General features: G+C 69.6%; 21 protein-coding genes and 3 pseudogenes. 10 read left to right on the plus strand and 14 right to left on the minus strand.

The features are described from left to right. The first annotated feature begins 35 nt into the window (after positions 1-35). Both AQJ46_RS44705 and AQJ46_RS44710 read left to right on the plus strand, forming a co-directional pair. The gene (locus AQJ46_RS44705; protein WP_059211097.1) at positions 36-752 is read left to right on the plus strand and encodes a TetR/AcrR family transcriptional regulator; all 717 of its coding nucleotides are present in this window, start codon (positions 36-38) and stop codon (positions 750-752) included. Between the two features lie 137 nt (positions 753-889). Further along, positions 890-1,330: a VOC family protein gene (locus tag AQJ46_RS44710; protein ID WP_059211098.1), complete on the plus strand. Its 441-nt coding sequence runs from the start codon at positions 890-892 to the stop codon at positions 1,328-1,330. A gap of 21 nt (positions 1,331-1,351) precedes the next feature. Here AQJ46_RS44710 and AQJ46_RS44715 read toward each other — a convergent pair whose 3' ends face one another. After that, positions 1,352-2,023 carry a class I SAM-dependent methyltransferase gene (locus AQJ46_RS44715; protein ID WP_059211099.1) on the minus strand — a complete coding sequence of 224 codons (672 nt, stop codon included), beginning with the start codon at positions 2,021-2,023 and terminating at the stop codon, positions 1,352-1,354. On the opposite strand from AQJ46_RS44715, the gene AQJ46_RS44720 reads away from it, so the two are divergent. After that, on the plus strand, positions 2,022-2,330 hold the full coding sequence (locus AQJ46_RS44720) for a hypothetical protein (RefSeq protein ID WP_059211100.1): 309 nt from the start codon (positions 2,022-2,024) through the stop codon (positions 2,328-2,330). The two genes, AQJ46_RS44715 and AQJ46_RS44720, sit on opposite strands and share 2 nt — an antisense overlap. A 174-nt stretch (positions 2,331-2,504) precedes the next feature. Here the strand turns inward: AQJ46_RS44720 and AQJ46_RS44725 are convergent, their stop codons facing one another. From AQJ46_RS44725 to AQJ46_RS44735, 3 genes are all read right to left on the minus strand, one after another. Further along, a complete protein-coding gene (locus AQJ46_RS44725; protein ID WP_225887585.1) occupies positions 2,505-3,371 on the minus strand; it encodes a hypothetical protein in 867 nt (288 codons plus the stop codon). 248 nt (positions 3,372-3,619) lie between these two features. Next, the gene (locus AQJ46_RS44730; protein ID WP_059211102.1) at positions 3,620-4,585 is read right to left on the minus strand and encodes an alpha/beta hydrolase; all 966 of its coding nucleotides are present in this window, start codon (positions 4,583-4,585) and stop codon (positions 3,620-3,622) included. A gap of 93 nt (positions 4,586-4,678) precedes the next feature. Further along, complete coding sequence (locus tag AQJ46_RS44735; RefSeq protein ID WP_059211103.1) at positions 4,679-4,996, minus strand: putative quinol monooxygenase; 318 nt, start codon at positions 4,994-4,996, stop codon at positions 4,679-4,681. Positions 4,997-5,140: 144 nt separating this feature from the next. On the opposite strand from AQJ46_RS44735, the gene AQJ46_RS44740 reads away from it, so the two are divergent. Beyond that, positions 5,141-6,046, plus strand: a complete 906-nt coding sequence (locus AQJ46_RS44740) for an AraC family transcriptional regulator (protein WP_059211104.1) — start codon at positions 5,141-5,143, stop codon at positions 6,044-6,046. Between the two features lie 154 nt (positions 6,047-6,200). Further along, positions 6,201-6,950, plus strand: a complete 750-nt coding sequence (locus AQJ46_RS44745) for an SDR family oxidoreductase (RefSeq protein WP_059211105.1) — start codon at positions 6,201-6,203, stop codon at positions 6,948-6,950. 413 nt (positions 6,951-7,363) lie between these two features. Here AQJ46_RS44745 and AQJ46_RS58875 read toward each other — a convergent pair. Continuing rightward, a pseudogene (locus AQJ46_RS58875) lies at positions 7,364-7,561 on the minus strand (transposase family protein); the annotation flags it as partial. A 146-nt stretch (positions 7,562-7,707) separates the two neighbouring features. Further along, on the minus strand, positions 7,708-8,658 hold the full coding sequence (locus tag AQJ46_RS44755; protein ID WP_059211107.1) for an NAD(P)-dependent alcohol dehydrogenase: 951 nt from the start codon (positions 8,656-8,658) through the stop codon (positions 7,708-7,710). Between the two features lie 130 nt (positions 8,659-8,788). Between AQJ46_RS44755 and AQJ46_RS44760 the strand changes: the two genes are divergently transcribed. Beyond that, positions 8,789-9,709 carry a helix-turn-helix transcriptional regulator gene (locus tag AQJ46_RS44760; RefSeq protein ID WP_208617093.1) on the plus strand — a complete coding sequence of 307 codons (921 nt, stop codon included), beginning with the start codon at positions 8,789-8,791 and terminating at the stop codon, positions 9,707-9,709. A 215-nt stretch (positions 9,710-9,924) separates the two neighbouring features. Here the strand turns inward: AQJ46_RS44760 and AQJ46_RS59205 are convergent, their stop codons facing one another. Continuing rightward, positions 9,925-10,209: a hypothetical protein gene (locus AQJ46_RS59205; RefSeq protein WP_404828527.1), complete on the minus strand. Its 285-nt coding sequence runs from the start codon at positions 10,207-10,209 to the stop codon at positions 9,925-9,927. Then, positions 10,097-10,471 carry a carbonic anhydrase gene (locus AQJ46_RS59210; RefSeq protein WP_079072727.1) on the minus strand — a complete coding sequence of 125 codons (375 nt, stop codon included), beginning with the start codon at positions 10,469-10,471 and terminating at the stop codon, positions 10,097-10,099. Before AQJ46_RS59210 ends, AQJ46_RS59205 begins: the two co-directional genes overlap by 113 nt. A 70-nt stretch (positions 10,472-10,541) precedes the next feature. Between AQJ46_RS59210 and AQJ46_RS44765 the strand changes: the two are divergent. Then, a pseudogene (locus tag AQJ46_RS44765) lies at positions 10,542-10,908 on the plus strand (cation transporter dimerization domain-containing protein); the annotation flags it as partial. A gap of 279 nt (positions 10,909-11,187) precedes the next feature. On the opposite strand, the gene AQJ46_RS44770 reads toward AQJ46_RS44765, so the two are convergent. Further along, positions 11,188-11,580 (minus strand): ester cyclase, encoded by a 393-nt coding sequence (locus AQJ46_RS44770; RefSeq protein WP_263972910.1) that lies wholly within the window; start codon positions 11,578-11,580, stop codon positions 11,188-11,190. Between the two features lie 127 nt (positions 11,581-11,707). Between AQJ46_RS44770 and AQJ46_RS44775 the strand changes: the two genes are divergently transcribed. Both AQJ46_RS44775 and AQJ46_RS44780 read left to right on the plus strand, forming a co-directional pair. Next, positions 11,708-12,286: a PadR family transcriptional regulator gene (locus AQJ46_RS44775; RefSeq protein ID WP_059211110.1), complete on the plus strand. Its 579-nt coding sequence runs from the start codon at positions 11,708-11,710 to the stop codon at positions 12,284-12,286. 20 nt (positions 12,287-12,306) lie between these two features. Then, positions 12,307-13,290 carry an NADPH:quinone reductase gene (locus AQJ46_RS44780; RefSeq protein ID WP_059211111.1) on the plus strand — a complete coding sequence of 328 codons (984 nt, stop codon included), beginning with the start codon at positions 12,307-12,309 and terminating at the stop codon, positions 13,288-13,290. A gap of 32 nt (positions 13,291-13,322) precedes the next feature. Here the strand turns inward: AQJ46_RS44780 and AQJ46_RS55755 are convergent, their stop codons facing one another. The 3 genes from AQJ46_RS55755 to AQJ46_RS44790 form a co-directional block, all read right to left on the minus strand. Continuing rightward, positions 13,323-13,466 carry a hypothetical protein gene (locus tag AQJ46_RS55755; RefSeq protein ID WP_159064173.1) on the minus strand — a complete coding sequence of 48 codons (144 nt, stop codon included), beginning with the start codon at positions 13,464-13,466 and terminating at the stop codon, positions 13,323-13,325. 445 nt (positions 13,467-13,911) lie between these two features. Continuing rightward, positions 13,912-14,514 (minus strand): Rv1733c family protein, encoded by a 603-nt coding sequence (locus tag AQJ46_RS44785; RefSeq protein WP_059211112.1) that lies wholly within the window; start codon positions 14,512-14,514, stop codon positions 13,912-13,914. A 205-nt stretch (positions 14,515-14,719) separates the two neighbouring features. Continuing rightward, the gene (locus tag AQJ46_RS44790; RefSeq protein ID WP_059211113.1) at positions 14,720-15,214 is read right to left on the minus strand and encodes an adenine nucleotide alpha hydrolase family protein; all 495 of its coding nucleotides are present in this window, start codon (positions 15,212-15,214) and stop codon (positions 14,720-14,722) included. Positions 15,215-15,421: 207 nt separating this feature from the next. Between AQJ46_RS44790 and AQJ46_RS44795 the strand changes: the two genes are divergently transcribed. Then, entirely contained in the window at positions 15,422-16,285 is an 864-nt protein-coding gene (locus AQJ46_RS44795) for a universal stress protein (protein WP_059211114.1), read from the plus strand. A gap of 213 nt (positions 16,286-16,498) precedes the next feature. Here the strand turns inward: AQJ46_RS44795 and AQJ46_RS44800 are convergent, their stop codons facing one another. Then, entirely contained in the window at positions 16,499-17,278 is a 780-nt protein-coding gene (locus AQJ46_RS44800) for a class I SAM-dependent methyltransferase (protein WP_225887586.1), read from the minus strand. A gap of 44 nt (positions 17,279-17,322) precedes the next feature. Continuing rightward, positions 17,323-17,486 (minus strand): annotated as a pseudogene (locus AQJ46_RS57875) (RNA-guided endonuclease TnpB family protein); the annotation flags it as partial.

The raw sequence follows: 17,486 nt of genomic DNA on the forward strand, positions 1-17,486 counted from the left end.
GATTCGGCTAATGGTCGGTAGCTTCAGGAGTTGGCGTGAGTTCAGCCCAGAGCGAGGGGCACGGGAGGTCGCACAGCGCATCCCGTAGCGGGTCGTACGAGCGGCCGCACCGGCCGGCCCGGGCCGACGGCGCACCCGTCACCGACCGCCGGTCGGCGATCCGGCAGGCCGCGCTTCGCCTCTTCGCCGCGCAGGGCTACCGGTCCACGACCATGGCCGACATCGGAGCCGCCGTGGGCATCCGAGGCCCGAGCCTCTACAAGCACGTGACCTCCAAGCACGAACTGCTGGCCGAGATCATGATCGGCACGATGGAACAGCTCATCGCCGACAACATCGTGGCCGTCTCCGGCATCGACGACGTCCGGGAACAACTGCGCCGCTCCGTGGAGGCGCACATCCGCTACCACGCCCGCCACCGCCTGGAGGCCTTCGTCGGCAACCGCGAGATCGGCAGCCTGGACCAGCCCGACCAGGACCGGGTGCTCGGCCGCCGCAGCGACTACGAACGCCGCTTCCGCGAACTCATCGAGCAGGGGGCCGCCGAGGGCGCCTTCCACGTACAGTCGGCCCGCATCGCCTCGTACTCGATCCTCGACATGGGCATCGGCGTCGCCAGCTGGTTCCACGAGGGCGGCGAGTTCTCCGTCGATCAACTCGCCTACCAGTACGGCGACATCGCCCTGCGCATCGCGGGAGCACGCCCGCACGGTGGCACGTCGGTGGGGGAGGAGCCGGGGTCGCTGCGCTGAGCCCACCGTGTCGAGGGGCCGACAGGTGGTGGACGGCGAAGGCGATGGTCTGAGGATGTCGAGAACGTGCCAACGGCTCCGTCCCAGGGACATCAGCGGCCACCACCAGCCGCACGACGAAAAGGGAGAAACCCAGCATGGCCATTCAGCGCATGGACAACGTCGGCATCGTCGTAGAGGACATGGACGCCGCCATCGCGTTCTTCGTGGAACTCGGAATGGAGCTGGAGGGCAGGGGGGAGGTCGAGGGCCTCTTCGCCGACCAGTGCACCGGACTCGACGGCGTGCACTGCGACATCGCGATGGTCCGGACCCCGGACGGGCGCAGCCGCCTCGAGCTCGCGAAGTACCGCAGCCCCGCGGTGATCAGCGCCGGGCCACGCAACCGACCGCACAACATTCTGGGCACGCACCGCGTCATGTTCGCCGTCGACGACATCGAGGACACGGTTGCCCGCCTGCGCCCGCACGGCGCCGAACTCGTCGGCGAGATCGCCCGGTTCGAGGACAGCTATCTGCTCTGCTACCTCCGCGGCCCTGAGGGCATCATCGTCGGACTGGCCGAGCAACTGCACTGAGAAGAAGAGACTTTTGCAGCGTCAGTAGACAGGAGCCCGGTGACGTGAGGCCGGCTTGCGGGCCAGGATTTGAAGACCGGCCGATGTGTTGCCGTTCATGGTGGTCACGGTGGTTCGGCGGGTGTCGATGGTCTCGAACCCGGCGAGCAGAGAGGTGAACCAGTCGTCCGGATGGTGACGGCACACTGCGCCGTCGCCGGTCTCGAACACCCCGTAGGCGCCGTAGGCCTCGGCGAACCTCGCGTAGCGGTCACGGTTGCGCTGGTCGCTTTGCAGCGGCAGGTCGCTGAGGTAGAGCAGTGCGCCGGGCTTGAGCACACGGTGCAGCTCGCCGATCAGCAGCCGCTGTGCGTCGTCGCTCGGGATGCAGGTCAGCACTGCGAAGAGCAGGACCACGTCGATGCTCGCGTCCGGGCAGGCGAGTGCCGGCGGAGTGTCCAGCACCGCGAAGCGCATCGCGGGGTGCAGGCTGCGGGCCCGGGCGATCATCCCCGGCGATGTGTCGACGCCGCAGAGGTTGTCAAAGCCCTGCTGTTCCAGCGCGTCCAGGGTTCGGCCGTAGCCGCAGCCGTAGTCGAGGATCGCGGCGCTGCGTTCGAGGTTGTCCAGCCACGGTGTGTGCAGGGGATGCGTGAACCGCTTCGTCGTCGCGGCGGCGTCCCCATAGGCGGTCTGGCTGTCGAGGTCGGACATGGTGGATGCCTCCCATGGGCTGGAGCACGAACACCGCATGATGGCCGAGGGCCTGGCCGAACTGGGCCGCCCCGCCCCCTCGCGCGCCGACCACGCCGCCACCTACGGCCCCGACGGCATGGTCTTCGTCGGCAGCCCCGACGAGATCACCGACCGCATCCTCCACCTGCACGAACTGCTCGGCCACATCCGCCAGATCCTCCAGATGGACGTCGGCGGCATGCCCCAACGCGACTTCCTCCGCGCCATCGAACTCCTCGGCACGAAAGTGCTCCCGCAGATCCGCGCAGAGCTGGTGCAACCGTGAGCTGTAGGCGGGGTGGTGCAGGTATCTGACGGAGTGTCACAGAACCGCCGGAAAATGTTCAGCAGTTCCGACACTGCCCTGGCGCAGTCCTTGTTCGATGCAGGGGGCGGGCTCCGAATTCCGGCTTCCAGCCCCAGCCGTCCGCCCGGTGCGGTGACGACCCGGTCCACCGAGTCAGGAAGACGGGCCGATCCCGTTGCCGGGCGACGTGCGGTCGAACCAGACCCGCGTCTCTTCTGCGGTCAGGACGCGGGTCAGCTGGGCCGTGCCGGGGAGGTGCGGAAAGAACCGGTCCGCGTTCCAACTGCGCTGGTACGCCGGCTCGTCGAGCACGAGCAGGCGGCGTCCCTCCACCACAGGTATGTCGTCGGGCAGCCCCTCGTTCCAGATTTGCCGGCCGTCCGGGGCGAGGAGTTCGAAAGCCCCGGTCGCGATGGTCTGGGTACGTCCCTGGGCGGGCTCGGGCTCCGTGGCCAGGCGGACGCTCTGCGCCGAAGGCGCAGTGCCGGGCACGTGGCCGCCGCCGACGAGGACGTGGGCGAGCAGCGTGTGCAACTGGAAGTTGTCCCCGATGCCCCCGATCCGTACCTCGAAGCCGGTCCCGGTGGGTCTGTGCAGCACCACAAGGAGCTCATCGTCCAGAACCGCCAGCGCGTAAGCCAGGCATTTGAGGTCGTGCCGCTCCAGGGCCGCAAGGTCCCGGCAGACGGGGAGGATCGCGGAGGCGTGCCGGCGGCGCACCTCGGCGCTGCGGCACAGCACGGCCAGCGCGGGCGGCTGCCACGTGTCGACCGAGCACCAGGCCAGCGCCAGCCGCGTGGCCTCGTACACGTCGCCACCGATGCGGGACAGGAGCGCGTCGTCAATGATCTTCTCGTCCGCCTCCGGCAGTTCGTCCTCGGCCGCGCCGGTGGCGGTCCAGCGGCGGACGAACTCCAGGGCGTCGAGCAGGTCCTGATGGACGCTGCCGAGGATCGGCTCGGCGCAGGCCACCGGATCGGCCCCGCGCTCGACGCACAAGCCGGCCGCTGTCGCCAGCATCGGCCGCGGGCCGATAGGCGGGAAGGCGGGGAGCAGCGCCGCCAAGCGAGGCCCAGCCAGAACGCGTTCAGCGTCTGACGCCGACTGCACACCATGCATCACAGCGGTGAAGGCACGCCCGGTGCGGTCGCCATCGCGAGCGGCCACCGCCCCTTCCAGCTCTGACACGGTGTCGGCGAAGACCGGAGTCTCCCGCTTCCTCTTGAAGATCACCGGCCCACCCTAGGCCCGAGATCTGCCCGGCGTCATCAGGCCGAGACCGTTCGCAGGAGTCGGGCGAGCCAGTCGGTGCGGGTTCGGCGGGCTGTGGCCGAGATGTCGGCCTGCGGGTACAGGGCGTCGAACCCGTGGAACCCGCCCGCCCAGACGTGGAGTTCGGCCTGGCCACCGGCCGCCCAGATGCGGGTGGCGTAGTCGGTGTCCTCGTCTCGGAAGACTTCGGCGGAGCCGGTGTCGATGTAGCTGGTGGGCAGGCCCGAGAGGTCCTCGGCCAACGCCGGCGAGACGTGCTGCGGCACCTCGTCGTCAGTGAGGTCGCCGAGGACGGCGCGCCATGCGAACTCGTTCATCTCGCGGGTCCAGATGCCGGGCCCGCCGGAGTACTGGCCGCTGGAGGTACTGGTGTTGCGGTGGTCGAGCATCGGGCAGATCAGCATCTGTGCGGCGATCGCAGGGGTGCCGAGGTCGCGAGCCAGCAGGGTCACACCGGCGGCGAGGCCGCCGCCCGCGCTGGCGCCGGCGACGACGATCCGGGCGGGGTCGATGCCCAGTTCTTCGGCGTGTTCGGAGAGCCAGAGCAGTCCGTGGTAGCAGTCGTCGACGAGGGCAGTGCCGGTGGCCTCGGGGGCCAGCCGGTAGTCCACGGAGACCACGACCGCGCCGAACTCGTAGAGCCACTCCAGCGGGATGTCGATCTGCGAGAAGCGGTCGCCCATGACCATCCCGCCGCCGTGCATCCAGTAGATGCAGGGTGCGGCGGTGGTGCGATCGGTGTCCGCGGGGTTGAAGACCGACAAGGGGATCGGGGCGCCGTCCTTGGCGGGCACGGTGACCTCGCGCCGGTCGACCCGGCGGTGGGCGAGCAGGGACTCGACAGGCGTCGAGGGGAGTTGACGCAGGTGCTCGAGGACTTCCGGACTGAGTTGGGACAGCAACGGCATGTCGGCGAGCAGTTCACTCAGTTCGGGGTCCAGGGCGGGTCGTGCTGCGGTCATGATCGATGCCTTTCGCGGGGTCGTGCCGGACAGTCATACGGGGTGGGTGCCGCCTCGGCAGGTGCCGAAGCGGCAGGCCGGGGGATCCGGGGTTCAGAAGGCTGCCTTGCCGCGGACCGGGACGTAGTCGGTGTACTCCGACTCCGTGGCCAGCAGTCCCTCGATCTGCGCCACGATGGCCCGGGCGGCTTCGCCGGCGAAGATCCGGTGGTGGTCCTCTTCGCTGGTCCAGCCCTCGGTGACGTGGACGACGTCGGGGGCGGACGCCGACCGGGAGACGAGGTAGACGACGCAGTGCTCGCTCGCGCCGGGGCTGCCCTCGTCCAGGCCGGTCAGCAGCAGGTCGACCAGTTGGTCGCCCATTCCGGTCCTGGCGGTCAGGGTGGCGTTGAATCCGTACGTGGCAATCATGGCGGCCTTCTTCTGCTTCGGTGGAGTGCGGTGATTCCATTCAACTGGCGTGACCTGCGGAAACGTTAGAACGATGCTCGCCGCTACTTGCACAATCCTCGCGACTGCGGGAGCCCGGACGGCGAACGGTGCTGCAATGGACGCATGCACCTCGAAGAGCTCCGCACCCTGCTGGCCCGGCATGCCCGCCCCGACTGGACCACGGCCATCGACGGTGTCCTGATCTCGAAGGTCGACCAGCCGGATCCGCCGGCGCCCTCCATGTCGGGCACGGTGCTCGCGGTCATCGCCCAGGGCGCCAAACGCCTCGCGCTGGGCGACCGCATCTACGAGTACGGCGCCGGTCAGTACCTGGTCGCATCCGTCGACCTGCCTGTCACCGGGCAGTTCACCCGGGCCGACCCCGAGCGGCCGGCCCTCGGCTTCGGACTCACGCTGGAACCGTCAGCCATCGCCGAACTGCTGCTGCAGGCCGGTCCCGGCGACACCCCCCGCGCCGGCATGGGCGCGCCGTCGGGGATCGCCGTCAGCGACTCCCCGCCCGCGCTGCTCGACGCGGCGGTCCGGCTGCTGCGCCTGCTCGACGAACCCCGCGACCGCGCCGTACTGGCCCCGTTGGTCAAACGCGAGATCCTGTGGCGCCTGATCACCGGCGAACAGGGCGCGGCGGTGCGCCAGCTCGGCCTCGCCGACAGCGGCCTCAGCCATGTCTCCCGGGCCGTGCGTTGGATCCGCGAGCACTACGCCGAGCCTTTCCGGGTCGAGGACGTGGCACGCCTGTCGGGCATGAGCGTCTCCGCGTTCTACCGCAACTTCCAGGCGGTGACCGCGATGAGTCCCATCCAGTTCCAGAAACAGATCCGGCTCCAGGAAGCCCGGCTACTGCTCGCCACCCACCCCGGCGACGTCACCGGAGTCGGCCACCGCGTCGGCTACGACAACCCGTCGCAGTTCAGCCGCGAGTACCGCCGTCAGTTCGGCGCACCGCCGAGCCGGGACGCGGCCCGACTGCGGAACACCGCACGCACCCCCGCGAGCGTCCTTCCCTGAGCGGGCGGCACCACTGAGGAGGATCGTGCAAGAGGAAGCGAGGATAGTTCTACTATTACCGCAGGTCAGAGGCTTTCAATGGGAGCAACAGTTCTTCCGCGGTGCAGGAAAATGCCTGTCCATCGGAGGATCCCCCCATCGCAAAGGCCACAGCATGAAGACAGTTCTGATCACTGGTGCCTCCTCCGGATACGGGCGGGCTACCGCTCTCTACTTCCACTCGCAGGGGTGGAACGTCATCGCCACGATGCGCACGCCGCGTGCCGGCATCCTGCCCGAGTCGGACCGGCTCCGCGTCGTCGAACTCGACGTGACCAAGCCCGAGACCATCGCCGCCGCGTTCGAGGCAGCCGGGCCCGTCGACGTCCTCGTCAACAACGCGGGCGTCCCATCGATGAGCGTGTTCGAGGACACCCCCATGGCCCGCGTGCGGGAAGTCTTCGAAACCAACACGTTCGGTGTGATGGCGACGACGCAGGCGGTACTGCCCCAGTTCCGTGAGCGCGGCTCCGGCGTGGTGGTCAATGTGACCTCCAGCGTGGTGCTGGGCCACATGCCGCTCTCGGCCGTCTACAAGGCGAGCAAGATGGCCGTCGAGGGGTTCACCGCCTCCCTCGCGCTCGAGCTTGCACCCTTCGGTGTGCAGGCCAAGACGGTCCAGCCCGGTGCCTGCCTGACGACGAACTTCGCGGCCGGCGCGACCAAGGGCGCCTCGCCGGACGAACTGGTGCCCGCGCCGTACGCACCATGGGCGAAGCAGGCCATGGGCGGCTTCACGAGCCAGGACCTGTTCACCAAGGAGAGCGACGTTGCCGAGACGGTATGGCGAGCCGCGCACGACACGACCGGCCGGCTGCGGTTCCCGGCCGGTCCCGACGCGGTCCGGCTGGCCGAGGCGAAGTGATCATCCGGTAGGCATGCTGACGCCGCACCGATCCCAGGAACCGGCCCGGCGCTCATGCACCGGGTCGGCTCGCCGTCCGGCGCCCACCCGATTCCCGCGCCTGCCTTGCCGCGCTTCCGCGCTCCGCCGCGCCGCGAACCGGCTTGGACCCGCCGCCAGTTCCTCTCCCCGGGGAAGACCAGGGTGAGGGAGCGTCGGCGCTCGCCCGGTTGGGGTCGGCAGTGTGGGCGCAGTCCGCGAGCCAGGCGCGGATCGCTGCGTCCAGCGCGTCGCCGTCGATGCGCTGCAGTACGCGCCGCACGGTGGCCTCGGCCGGAGCGCATCTCACTGTCCGGCTCGCGCACGGTGCCGCCGAGCCGGGCGAGCAGGCCGGGCGGGGCGTCGGCGGCCCATTCCGCGATCGCCGCGGGGGACGTGATCCCGGCAAGGACCGCGCAGGCAGCCAGAGCCAGGACGAAGACCAACGGGTGGCGCCGGCCCCTGGCCCGGCGTGGATCGGGCACGGGGGCCGGACGGACCAGGAGCCCGGCATGGCCGACAGGCAAGGGCGGGGCAGCGTCGGCGAGTTGGCCCAGGCCGACAGTGATGGGCGATGACGAGCGCGCAGGCACGGTCTTCCATCATGGTGATCAGGGACTCGACACCTCATGATCACCGGCAGCCGTGCGTGCCTTCGTCTCCTCCCGGACAATCAACCGTCAGCATCACGAGCCATCCGATCGCCCATCGAACCGGATGCTCCACGAGAACGACGGAGCTACGCGGACACCGCGACCACGTGCTTGCCCACGACGCCGCCGCGCTCGAATGACTGATGCGCCGCGGCGATGTCTGCGAGCGGGTACACGCTGTCGACCACCGGGCGCAGCGCACCAGAAGTGACGTGATCCGCCAGATCACGCAGCACGGCCGTGTCGGGATTGGCGCTGAAGGTGCGGATGCGGCGGGAACCGTACACGCTCGACGCCGCGATCGCGGCCAGGGCGCCGGCCGACAGCCCGACGGTGACCATCCGGCCGCCCTTGGTCAACCGGCTTCGGTAGCAGTTCAGTTCCGAGCCGACCGTGTCGACGATGACGTCGAAGGGGCCGATGTGGTCCGAGGTGGTGGAGCCATAGTCGAGGACCTCGTCGGCACCGAGGTCGGTGAGCACATGGGCGTGGCGGTCGCGGGCCAGCGCGGTAACGTGGCAGCCCAGCGCATGTGCCAGTTGCAGGGCGGCGGTGCCGACTCCGCCCGCCGCGCCCCGGACCAGGACCCGCTCCCCGCTCGCGACATGCACGGTGTCCCGCAGCGCGATCAGCGCCGTCGCGCCCGCGACGACCAGGGAGGCCGCGTCAACCGGCGAGATGCCCGCCGGGGCGGGCGCGATGCGGTCCGCAGGGACCACCACGTACTCGGCCGCCCCACCGGTGGTGTGCCGCTGCCGGGGATGCACCATGCCCCACACCCGTTCCCCGACCCGGTAATCCTCGACATCGGCACCGGTCGCGGCGACGACGCCCGCGAAGTCCAGCCCCACACCGATCGGGAAGCGGCGTCCCGACACGATCTTCAACTCCCCGGCGCGGACAAGCACGTCGTGGCCGTTCACGCTGGAAGCCTCGACCGACACCAGTACCTCGCCCGCACCGGGAGCGGGCCGGTCGACGTCGTTGACCCGCAGGACATCCACGGTGCCATAACCCGTGATCTGAGCGGTCTTCATGTCGCTGTCCTTCCGTGGTCGGCTGTTGTGGATCCGATCCTGGACCCTGCTCGCGACATCACGGTCGTTCGCCTCTTCCTGGGACTGCCAGACCCACCCTCACTGGCCGCGCCCGAGACATACTGTCGCCGTGACCGATGCCTCGCTCGAAGTGACCGACGATCCCCGACGCGAACTCGCCGAATTCCTGCGGACCCGACGAACGCGGTTGCGACCCCAGGATGTCGGCCTGGAACCCGGCCCGAGGAGGCGCGTCGCCGGGCTGCGGCGTGAGGAACTGGCCCTGCTGGCCGGGGTGAGCGCGGACTACTACCAGCGCATGGAGCAGGGACGCGACGTGCGGCCCTCCGACCAGGTTCTGGACGCCCTCGCGCGCGCCCTCAACTTCTCTGCCGAGGAGTCCCGGCACCTGCACAGCCTCGCCGCCGCCGCGCGCACGCCCGCCCGCCGCCCACGACGACACGCGCCGGAGGTGGTACCGCCCACCACGTTGCGGCTGCTGCGTACCATGCCCGCACCCGCAGTGGTCATCGGCCGCTTCCTGGACGTGTTGGCCTGGAGCCCGCTGGCCGGTGCCCTGCTGGGCGAGTTCACCGAGCGGCCGCAGATGGAGCGGAACCTGCTGTCGCTACTGCTGCACCCGGAAGCCGACCAGGCATGCCCGGAGCGGGCAGCCACCGTCGCCGAGTTGACCGCGATGCTGCGTACGCAGGTCGCCGCCGATCCGGGGCACCCGCGCGCCGTGGAGCTGGTCGGTGAACTCGCGGTCCGCAGCGATGAGTTCGCGACCTTGTGGGCCCGCCATGACGTGGAGGAAACGACACGCGGCCGGATGCGCGTCAACCACCCGCTGGTCGGGGAGCTGAACCTGGACTGGGACGCCTACCCGATGCCGGGTGCTTCAGGGCCGATGCTGATCGTCTATACCGCCGAGGAAGGCGGGCCCGACGACGAGCGACTCCAACTGCTCGCCGGGCTGCTCGACGCCCCCGGCCCGGCGTCGGCGTCCGCCCAACAGCGGTCGCCCGACACGCCGGCCGGGCCTGCCTGACGATTCCGGTCGGCGTGCGTCCACGAGATTCACCATGTCGGAGACGTCACCTACGCCGAGGACGTCTCCCGCATACGCACCGGCACGGCGCCCCGGGCATGGCCGCCCTGCGGAACCTGACCATCGGCGCACACCGGCTCACCGACCGCAGCAACATCGCCGCCGGCCTCCGCCACCACGCATGCGACACCACCCGCCCCTCACCACTTTGGGCATCACATGATCAAACTGGACACCCCGCGAGAACGACGCAGCCATGCGGCCTGACCCATCTCGGCGTGCGTCGCTGCTGATGCTGATGGCGAAGTCGAGGCACCGGAAGCCGGAGAGTGGGCGCGTCGAATTGCTTGAGCACGTGCCAGTGCCCGGCGGCGGTGACGTCTCCGGTCAGCGGGGCCGGATCGTCGTCGGACTCCGCGATGCCGGAGGCTGTCGTGCATCACCTCGGTGACGACGTCGCAGTGCGAGCGGCCGCAGACGATGATGTCGGAGACGCCCAGCTCGTCGACCGCGTACTCGATCGTCCTGGACTCGCCGGTCCGGTGTCTTCGTGTCGTAGGGCGGTATCACCCCTCCATACGTGCGCAGTTCGAAGAGGTTTCCGGGCCGGGCGGCGGTGAGCAGGGCGGGCACGATGCGGGCGTCGGAGCAGGAGATGAGCATGGCCCGCGGCCGGTGGTGCTGGGTGAGGCCGGCCAGGTGCAGCGTGTGGAGTGCCGCACGGGCACGGAAGGCACGCACCTGGTCGATCAGGTACTGCATGCTGTGGTCTCCCCGCGCCGTCAGTCGGACAACCGGGCATCGATGAGCGCCTTGAACGCTTCATAGGATGGAGTCCGGCCAGATCTTCCTGGAGGCTGCCCCCGCAGATGTCGACCCGGACGCGCTGGGCGACAACCTCGTCGCCCAACCGGCCGTCGTCGAGGTGCACGACCTGCTCGTCTGGCAGATCACCTCCGGCCAGTCCGCCCTCTCCGCGCACGTCCTGGTCGAGCCCGGCGGCGGCTGCCACGCCGTCCGCCGCGACCTGGAGGAACTCCTCCAGCACGACTACGGCATCACCCACACCACGCTCCAGGTCGACCACACCCCGGAACAGTTCCTGCAGGTCGCCCTGGCCGGCGAAGGAGGCGGCGACGCCGCGCACCGCGAGGACCCGCACGGCCCCCATCCACCGGGACAGGCCACACAAGCACTGACCTTCGGGCCAGCCCGCGCCGGTGACCCCGCCGATCACAGCTTCCGTGGTGACTTGGGATCACTGTGGGAGTGTCGGTATTCGAGGGTTGCGGTATTCGCCCGCAGGGCGAGACTCCCACACCCGGCCCGGTCACGTCAGCGGTGACAAGGCGTACAGCTCTCCCCGCACCGGGCACTGTCTGCGCGAAGGCGCCGGATCACGAAGAAGACCGACCTCTTGCGGTGAGCCCGCGCAGGCGCTCGCGCTCCGGTGAAAGGCTCACCCGGCGCTACGGGGTTCACGGCGCCGGTACGGCACCGATCTGCTGCATCACCCCGAGGAGGTCGGGCTGGCCTCGTTCGCCGATGATCCGGCTGTCGGCCAGGTAGTAGAAGTTCATGGCCTGCACCGAGATCTTGTTGCCGCTCGCCGGGATCCCGAAGAATTCACCGTCGTGGGTTCCCCGCATGGTGAACCGCGCGGCCACGGTGTCGCCTTCGGTGACCGTCTCCTCCAGCGTCCATTGGACGTCCGGGAAGCCGCCGCGCATCATCCCGAGGACTTCCATATACCCATCGGGCCCCCGCAGTGGTTCCGGGTGACTGGGTGCGTGGAACACCGCGTCCGGAGAAATGACCTCGCGGGCGAGATCCTCGTTGCCCGTGTTGATGAACTCGACGAAGCGGTTCATCACTGACTCGGTGGACTGCGACGGCATCTTGCTGTGCCTCTCCAGAGACGTTTGGGCGGGAACCTGGCGAGCGTAACATCGAATCGATGTTCACATCGATTCGATGCCTGCGTGCGAAGATGGACTCATGCTGGAACTCGCGATACTCGGCTTCCTGGCCGAGACCCCCCTGCCCGGACACGAGCTGCGCCGCCGCATCTCACAGCTGACCGGCTATACGCGGCCGGTCAGTGACGGCAGCCTTTATCCGGCGATCAACCGTCTGACCAAGGCGGGCTTGATAGAGCGGCGCGCCGACCCGGCCGCCGGGGCGGCCCGGTACGTGCTCAGCCTGACCGCGGCCGGACGGGCCGACATGCTTCAGCGCCTGCGCAAGCCCGCCGACCACGAGATCACCGACTTCACCCGGTTCTACGTCGTCCTGGCCTTCCTCTCCCACCTGCCCGACGTGGCCGAACAGCACGCGGTGCTGCGCAGACGGCTGGAGTTCCTGGAAGAACCGGCGAGCTTCTTCTACGACAACGAGCGGCCCCTGCGTGCCGAGGAGATCGCCGACCCCTACCGGCGGGGCATGCTGCTCACCGCCCGCGCCACCAGCCGCGCCGAACGGACCTGGCTGCGCGAGACCCTCGGGGAGAAGCCGCCCGCATTCGGCGCCGCATGCACCGACGGCGATCTGCATGCGCCCGCCGCTCCCGCGAGCTGACTGCCCACGGAGGTACCCCGATGCTTGCTTCCTGGTACGACGCCCAGGGACCCGCCGCCGATGTCCTGCACGTCGGTGAACTCCCTGATCCCGTCCCCGGCCCCGGCGAGGTCCGCGTCCGCGTCACCGTCTCGGGTGTCAACCCCGGCGACACCAAGAAACGGCGCGGCTGGCTCGGCTCGTCCATGCCCTTCCCGCGGGTGATCCCGCACAGCGACGCCGCCGGAGTCATCGACGCCGTGGGCGCCCAAGTCGACGCCCGCCGCGTCGGACAGCGGGTCTGGGTCTACGGCGCCCAGTCCTACCGCTCCTTCGGCACAGCTGCTCAGTACACCGTCGTACCCGACCACCAAGCCGTACCTCTGCCAGATCATCTGAGTGATGAACTGGGGGCAAGCCTCGGCATCCCCGGCATCACCGCCCACCGCACCGTCTTCGCCGACGGCCCGGTCGACGGCCAACTGGTCCTGGTCCACGGAGTCCTTGGCGGTGTCGGCTCCCTGGCCGCCCAGCTCGCCCACTGGGCCGGCGCGACTGTGATCGCGACCGTCCGCCGCACCGCGGACCTCGACCGCGTCGACCCGGCCGTCGTCTCCCACGCCGTCGCCCTGGACACCGGGGAGCCCGCCGCTGCCATCCGCGCGTACGCGCCGCGGGGCGTCGACCGGATCATCGAGGTCGCGCTGTCCGACAACGCCGATCTCGACAACGCCGTCGCCGCCAACAACGCCGTCATCGCCGCCTACGCCACCCGCACGGACCGCACTGAGATCCCCTTCTGGCCGCTGCTGTTCAACAACGTCACCTTGCGGCTGCTCGGCAGCGACGACTTCCCCGCCGAGGCCAAGCGCCAGGCCGCCCGCGACCTCACCTCCGCCGCCGCCGTCGGCGCCCTCACCGTCGCCGTCGGCGACCGTCACCCCCTGGACGACATCGCCAAGGCCCACGACCACGTCGACGCCGGCGGTGGCCACGGCCGCATCCTGGTCACCATCCCCCAATAGCGCAGACTCGGAACACTGCCCCGCTCAACCGCCTAACCCTGCGGGGCGGCCCGTCGCGCTGCCAGGCATTCGGACCAGTTCCCGCCGGCGAGGGTGGCCCAGCGGTCGGCTGTCTTGGGGCGGAGGCCGGGCAGGTCGGCGATGACCATGGGCGGCAGGTCTACGAGGGCGTCCATCATGGCAGGGTTCCGTGCTTCATCTCACTCAGCCGTCACGGTCTCCATGCACTGCCGACCGGGCGATGAAAGCACCGCCACTCGGCAGATCCAAGTCGTTACGGCTCTCGTCGACCGCGCACTGTGCTCCGCTCGTCGATCGCTGACGTCTGGATGAACAGCACTCGCCAACCACGCTGAACGGAGTCGCTGCAACGAACCCGCACAGCGCGCCGTGCCCGCCGGCCAAGCTGAACAGCCGCACTTCGAACGATGCCCGAACACGGCCTCCGTCTGATCCTGTGCTCCGACCAAAGAGGCACTGACCCGCCGTACTGCCGCATGCACCTGCGCACCGGGTTCTCCGCGCGGGAATGAACTACCGACAACGCCCCGGCCGCAGGGGCGACGCGGGGACATGCATGTCAGGGCTCTGTCGAGTCTGTCCAGCCAGCCGTCAGATCCGTCACGGAAGGAAGCGCGCGGACCACCGGGGTTCCACCAGACCCCATTCGGCGTCCCATTGCGCGTACCTTCTCCGGTTCAGGACCAGGCGCATGCCCGCCCCGGCCGCGTAGGATCCGGCGGCCACGCCGAACGCCGCCATAGTGCCCACCAGCCAGCCACTGGTCCTCGCGTTGAGCGTGGTCGTCGGAGGATCGGTGACATGTCCGTCACGAGTCACCCACACACGTACGGTGGAGCCCTTGGGAGTTCCCGGCTTCACCAGCGCCGCTCCCGTCCGCACGACACCGTTGAGGTCGGTCCAGCGAACCGGCGCCGGTCGCTTCACCCAGTCGCCACCCTCGGCGGTCGACGTCAGCCGGGCTGTGACGTGGTGCCGCTCCGCTGCCTGGGTCCGCACGGTGTGCATCGACGCTTCGTACGCTGTCAGTCCCGCGCTGACGGCGGCTGCCGGCAGCCCGAGGACGAGAACGACCATCAGCAGACGGCGCATCCAGCACTCGAACGTGTCGGACGCACGCCTCAGGGCGTTCCGGCCCTTGGCCGCGTGATCGCCGCGCCTCGGCGGCTGACCGGGGGTGGATGGCGAACCTTGTGTGCTCATGACCCGCCTTCCAACAATCCGCCGACCGTCCCCCTCCACCTGCTCCCACCGTTGAACGGCAGCGGGATCGGGGCACGGGGCTTAGGGTCCCTGTCGGGCCGTCGGTCCTATCTGGGGAACGACCGCGACGGGGTACGGCGCGTGAGGCAGTGAGTAGCGCCTGATTGATCAGACCCAGCTGCAGTCCCGGGTGCCCCTGTCTTCTTCATGCGCCGACGACCAGCAGGTCTGCCGACGCCGCGTCCAGCAATGCTCGGCGCGCCGGGCACTCGAACGCCTTGGGACTCGCCCGGGCGTCGCGATACCGCTGGGTCATGCCGCGCAGGGCGTCGTCGAGCACCTGACACGGCGGGCGCCGATGGGCCTCCAGGGCGTACGACGACGGTGTGGGCCGAGGGGTGAGGGACCTGAGCGGTGGGTTCCAGGTATGCACCGCCGTCAGCCGGCAGCTCCGCACCTGGGCCTTGTCGGCGAGGGCAGCGGCCTCGTGCAGCACCTCGCTCGACAGTTGCACCCTGGGAATTGTCTCCCCGGCGCGCTCCGGGCCAGCACTGGTCACGTCGGAAGGCTCGCGTTCATCGGCAGTTGCCTGCACAAGTGCAAGCGACAGCCCGTGCCGGGCCGCCCCGGCCGCGGCCAAGTCCACCGCCTCCAGGCTCGATTCGGGTCCGTCGATGCCGACCACCAAGGGAATCGCCACCGCACCCGTCTCCTCTCGTGGCGGGTGCCGCGTGCCTGCCCTCCCCCTTACGGCTCCACATGCGCCGGGGAGGATATTGGGGTACTCCTCGAAGGAGAGAAGCACCACGCTCGGCATGTCGGCGACGTCCGGAGAATGCACGCCATCGGACTCGTTCACCGTCACCCACCGTCGTATCCAGTTTCGTACGAGACGGAGGCCGCCGCCATGCAGCCAGTCATCACCGTGGGCCTCGACGGCTCACCCGAGAGCCTCGCAGCCGCCCGCTGGGCCGCCGACGAGGCCGACAAGCGCAAACTCACGCTGCGCCTGATGCACGCGTGGCCACTGCTGTTGCCGGAATCGGCCCGCGTCCCTTCAGAAGTCGATCAGAACTACTGGGCGAAGCGCTTCGTTCACACCGCGCGCGCGGAACTGGAATCCAGCCACCCGGGTCTGACGATCATCGGGAGCCTGGTGGCCGACGACGCCCGGAAGGCTCTGCTCCAGGCGGCGTCGGAATCCGAGCTGATCGTGCTCGGCTCACGGGGGCTGGACTCCGTCGGAAGCTACTTCCTGGGTGACGTCAGCATGCCGGTCGTTGCCCGGACGGAGCGGCCGGTGGTCCTGGTCCGCACCGGATACGGGACAGCGCAGCCGACGCCGGCGAGCCGTGTGGTCGTGGCATTGAAATCCCACGGACCCAGCGACGAGCTGCTCGACTTCGCCTTCCACACCGCCGCGGTCAGAGAGGTTCCGCTCCTGGCCGTGCACGGCCAAAGCGTGCCGCTCCACGCGCGCGTGCCCTGGGGCGTGGACCACGCCGTCGCCGAAGAGATGACACGGGACGCGCAGCAGGAGTTGGCCAAGGCCCTCCACCGCTGGCGCGAGAAGTACCCGCAGGTGGACGCGGCCCACGCCGTCCGGCTCGAGACTCCCGCGAAGGCCGTCGTGCATGCTGCCGAAGGCGCCGCGCTGCTCGTCGTCGGCCGGCGCACACACCGGCACGAGATGGCACCTCACCTGGGCCACGTGACTCATGCCGCCATCCATCACGGGCGCTGCCCCATCGCCGTCGTCCCGCATGTCTGAGCGGCCACCCGGCAGCCGCACGCCGTGGGGGCACTGGCCAGGCCCCAGTCTGCCGCCGCCCTTACATGGGACCGGACCGACGGGAGACGAACCACGATTCGGCGGCCCGTATCCCCGGTGCCGATGCCGCCGAAGTGCCGAGGAAGGTGATCGCAGAGCTGTCCGAAGAAGCAGGCGCCTGCATCGCCATCGAGGCCTCGCAGGTCCGTGACCTCACTGGGCGCGCTGTCCGACACGGAGGACGCTCAGGTAACGGCGTGCTGCTCGGTCGCCCATCCGCGTGCGGATGCGCTCGGCGACGGCATCGAGCAGGGGCTCGCGAACATCGCGGTCGAGCCTCCGGTACGGCGACTGCGAGCGAAGGAGATCGGCAAAGCCGTCCCCGTCGAACCACTGAACGGTCGGATACCAGCGCACGAGCGTTGGGCCGAACAATCCTCCGGGATCGTCGACCAGGCCCCAGCCCTCGTCGGTGCCCCGCACGTCTTCTTCGAGTGGCGGATGACCCCAAGCAGGGTTCCCGGGGCAGAACCGCTCGTGGAGATCGGCGGTCTCGGCATACACCTCCGGCTCTCCCGGCCGACGGACCACGACGTGGCCGAGCAGCGCCATCCAGCCTCCGGGATGGAGCATGTCGTGCGCTCGCTGCCAGCCAATCGTCGGGTCGACCCAGTGCCACGACGACGCAGCCACGAGGACATCGAAGCGTCGACCGCGGTTGTCCCACTCCTCAAACGTCGAAGTCTCGACTTCGACGTTGCGGAAGGAGGCGACCCGGTGGCGAGCGAGCGCGGCCAGGTCCGGGCCCGGTTCGAGGGCAGTCACTGAGTACCCGAGCGCTGCCAGCGAGCGCGTCGCCTGACCGGTACCGCAGCCCACCTCCAGCACCGACGACCGTTCGCCCATGCCGGTGACGGCACCAAGGTCCGCGAACAACTCGTCGGGGTATCCCGGCCGGACCCGGTCGTAGAGCTCCGGCACCTCGTTGAACACCCGGCCGAGGGCGTGTCGATTTGGGCGCATCTCCGGATCACCAGTCACGAATGCACAACCTTTGGCTTCCTCCCCCGCCTAGGGCGGGGGTTTCCAGCGGTCGCCCGCTGGGGTTCCTGCTTCACCGACGACTGCCCCGTCCGGGGGGACTCCCTTTGAGGTCTTACACCGTCTCCACAGGCAGACGCCGCCAGCCCGGCGGCCAGGA

The sequence above is a fragment of the Streptomyces canus genome, assembly GCF_001514145.1.
Lineage (GTDB): Bacteria > Actinomycetota > Actinomycetes > Streptomycetales > Streptomycetaceae > Streptomyces > Streptomyces canus.